This is a genomic window from Actinotalea sp. C106, assembly GCF_023630195.1.
GTDB lineage: Bacteria > Actinomycetota > Actinomycetes > Actinomycetales > Cellulomonadaceae > Actinotalea.
The window spans coordinates 1-3,704 of the sequence record NZ_JALPKN010000298.1; the positions used below are offsets into that span (position 1 = coordinate 1).

At 73.4% G+C, this 3,704-nt stretch carries 3 protein-coding genes; all 3 read right to left on the reverse strand.

What is annotated here, in order from left to right; translation table 11 throughout:
* A partial coding sequence (locus tag L0B03_RS15200; protein WP_250447311.1) for a Mur ligase domain-containing protein occupies positions 1 to 211 on the reverse strand: 211 nt, incomplete at its 3' end.
* Positions 208 to 1,785: a UDP-N-acetylmuramoyl-L-alanyl-D-glutamate--2,6-diaminopimelate ligase gene (locus L0B03_RS15205; RefSeq protein WP_250447313.1), complete on the reverse strand. Its 1,578-nt coding sequence runs from the start codon at positions 1,783 to 1,785 to the stop codon at positions 208 to 210. The genes L0B03_RS15205 and L0B03_RS15200, both read right to left, overlap by 4 nt.
* A 59-nt stretch (positions 1,786 to 1,844) precedes the next feature.
* Positions 1,845 to 3,704, reverse strand: a 1,860-nt coding sequence (locus tag L0B03_RS15210) for a penicillin-binding protein 2 (protein WP_250447315.1), incomplete at its 5' end; no start/stop codon positions are given.

The following is a 3,704-nucleotide window of genomic DNA, read 5'->3' on the forward strand; positions in this document are numbered from 1 at the left end:
GGGCCGCGAGGACCAGCGCGGCGCCGTCGGCCACGGCGCGGGCGGCGAAGTCGTGCCCGTCGACGTGGTCGCCCTCGAGTGCGACGAAGAGGCACCCCAGCGCGACCTTGCGCGAGTCGGTCACGACCGGCCCGGTCACGGTCCGGTCGGGGTCGCCGACGACGCGGCCCCCCGTCATGGTGGCCACCTCGGCGGCGGTCAGGTCGATCACGCGGGCGTCTCCGGGGTCGAGGGGGTGCTGGTCGCGGCGAGGAAGGCGTCGCGGTCGTTGTACCTGTGGAACACGCCGCCGATCTCCTGCGTGGGCTCGTGGCCCTTGCCGGTGACGATCACCGTATCGGCCTGCTCGGCGAGGGCCACCGCAGCCCGGACGGCCTCGACCCGTGGCGCGACCTCGTGCACGTCCTCGCCCCCGGGGCGCACCGCACGGACCCCGTCGAGGATCGCCGCACGGATGGTCTCCGGGGGCTCCGAGCGTGGGTTCTCGTCGGTCACGAGCAGCACGTCGGCGAGCCGGGCGGCGATCTCCCCCATCATGGGTCGCTTGCCCCGGTCCCGGTCACCGTCGGAGCCGAAGACGATCACCAGGCGCCCGGGCGTGATGGGGCGCACCGCCTCGAGCGCGAGGGTGAGGGCGTCAGGCGTGTGGGCGTAGTCGACGAGGCACAGCGGCAGTCCACCGCCCCGCTCGACGACCCTCTCCATGCGGCCCGGGATCGCGCGCGCCGACCCCACGGCGGCGGCAGCGGCCTCGAGGGGCACCCCGGCGCGGTGGGCCAGGACCACGGCCAGCGCGGCGTTCGACACGTTGACCAACCCGGGCAACGGGCTGGCGGCCTCGACGGCGACGCCCCCGGGGCCGGCCAGGGTGAAGGTCGAGCCCACGCCGTCGAGGCCGACCGTCGCATCCTCCACCCGCCAGTCGGCCTCGGCGTACCCCGCGCCCGCGGCACGGGTGGCGACGGTCTCGACCGGGATCCGCGCCTCGCTCGCGAGCCGGACGCCCCAGTCGTCGTCGACGCACACGACCCCGCGTCGGGCCTGCTCCGGAGCGAAGAGCCGTGCCTTGTCCCGGAAGTAGCCCTCCATGTCCCCGTGGAAGTCGAGGTGGTCACGCTGGAGGTTGGTGAACCCGACGACGTCGAACACGAGGCCTGCCGTGCGGTGCAGGGCGAGGGCGTGCGAGGACACCTCCATCGAGCAGGCCGTCGTGCCGCGTTCGCGCATGAGGGCGAAGAGGCCGTGCAGCACCGGGGACTCGACGGTCGTGCGCGGGCTCTCGATGGACTGGTCGCCGACCCGCAGCTCGACGGTCCCGATGACGGCGGTGCGCTCATGGACAGCCGCCAGCGCGGCGTCGACGAAGTAGGAGGTCGTCGTCTTGCCGTTGGTCCCCGTGAGGCCGACGACCGTGAGTGCCGCCGCAGGGTGGCCGTAGAGCCATGCCGAGACGTCACCGAGACGGGCACGGGGGTCCGGGGTCACGAGGGCGGGCACGGTGACCTCGGCGTCGCGGAGCAGGGCGAGCCCCGCGACGTCGGTCAGCACCGCGACGGCCCCGGCCTCGACGGCGGCTGCCGCGTAGGCCGCCCCGTGGGCGTGCTGGCCGGGCAGCCCGGCGAAGAGGTCACCGGGCTGGACGTCGGCGGACCCCACGGCCACACCCGTGACCAGGGGGTCGGCGAGGTCGACGGGACTGGTGGTCACCTCGGCGCGCTCGAGCTCGGGGCCGAAGGCCCGGGCGAGGTCGCTGAGGTGACGTGCGGGGCGATGCTCTGGGCGCATCCGACCTTGGGGGGACGTCACGGGGCGAATCTACCGTCCGGTCGCAGCGGCACGCGCCGTCACTCGTAGGTGGTCGGGTACAGGTCGGCGGCCCCCGTGCTGGGCGGGACGCCGAGGTAGCGGAGCGCGTAGCCGGTGACCTCGGAGAAGACCGGTGCGGCGACCTCACCGCCGTAGATCGAGGTCTTCGGGTCGTACAGGGCGACGTTGACGGCCAGCACCGGGTCGTCCGCCGGGGCGATGCCGATGAACGAGGCCACGTGCTTGATCACGCCGTTGCCCTCGAAGGCCTGGGCCGTACCCGTCTTGCCCGCGACGCGGTACCCGGGGATCGCGGCGGCGGCCCCGGTGCCGTCCGCCACGGCGCTCTCGAGCATCCGCACGATCGTGTCGGCCGTCTCCTCGCTGACCACCCGCTCGGGCTCGGCCAGCTCGGCAGAGCGCTGGGTACCGTCCTCGTCCACCGTGCCCTTGACCAGGTGGGGCTGCTCCCGGACCCCGCCGTTCGCGAGGGTCGCGAAGACCTGGGTCGACTGGAGGGTGGTGGCGCCGAGCCCCTGGCCGAAGAGCACGGCGTACTGCGTGCGCCCGTCCCAGCGGTCGGCGTCGTGCAGGATGCCCGCGGACTCCCCCGGCAGCCCTACCCCGGTGAGCTCGCCGAAGCCGAACTTGCTCAGGTAGTCATGGCGCACCTGGGTCGGCAGGTTCTGACCGACCATGACCGTCCCGGTGTTGGAGGACTCGGCGAGCACGCCGGTGAGGGTGAGGTTGAGGTCCTCGTGCTCGTGCGAGTCCTTGAACTGCTGACCGTTGGACGTCGTGTACTGGTACGGGACGACGTACTCCGAGGTGGGCGTCGCGAGACCGGCGTCCAGCGCAGCCGCCATCGTCACCACCTTGGCGGTCGAGCCGGGCTCGTAGACCGTCCAGGAGGACCTGCTGCCACGGTCTGCGGTCGCCGTCGCCCCAGGGTCGTTGGGGTCGACCGCGTTGGAGTCGGCCAGCACGAGGATCGCACCGGTGGCGACGTCGATGATCTGGACGGCACCCCACTCGGCCCCGCTGGCAGCGACCTGCTCGTCGATCGCCTCCTGGGCGACGTACTGCAGGTCACGCATGAGGGTGAGCTGCAGGTCCTCGCCCGGGACGGCGGGTTCGAGGCCCTGCTCACCGGTGGGGATCCGCTGCCCGCGTGCCCCGCGCTCGTACGTCTGGGAGCCGGGCTCCCCGGTCAGCAGCTCGTTGTAGATCTGCTCGAGGCCTGCCTGGCCGTACCCCTCGGCCCCCACGAAGCCGAGCACGTTGCCCGCCGTCGTCCCGGCCGGGTAGTAGCGCTCGCTCGCCTGCTTGCCCGCGACCCCTGGCACCTCCTGCTCGAGGACCTTCTCGTACACGTCAGGGGCCACGCCCTTGGTGAGATACACGAACTGGCGCTTGTCGTCGGGGTCCTCGGGGCCCCACAGCACCGGGGCCAGCTCCGCCGCGTCGAGGTCGAGCAGCCGGGCGAGGGCCCCGGCTGCCTCGCTGAGGTCGGCCGGGTCCAGGTTCTCGCTGAGGTGCACCTGGTCGACGAAGATGTCGTAGCGCACCACCGAGGTCGCCAGGACCTCGCCCCGGCTGTCGACGATGTCGCCGCGCTCGGCCTGGATGGCCACCGTCGTCAGGCGCTGGTCGAAGGCCTCGGCGGCCACGGTGCTGGCTTCGATCACCTGGACCTGGACGAGCCTGACGACCAGGGCCAGCAGCGCGATGACCACGACCGAGAGCAGCACGGCCTGCCGGCGGGAGGTGTTGACCGGCGGGGGCGCGATGACGGCCGCCGCCCGCGGCACGGCACGTGCGGGATCGGGACCGCCCCGGACCGGGACGCGGCGCCTTGCCGGGGCATCCGTGCTCGGGCGAGGCCGGGGAGCCGGGTC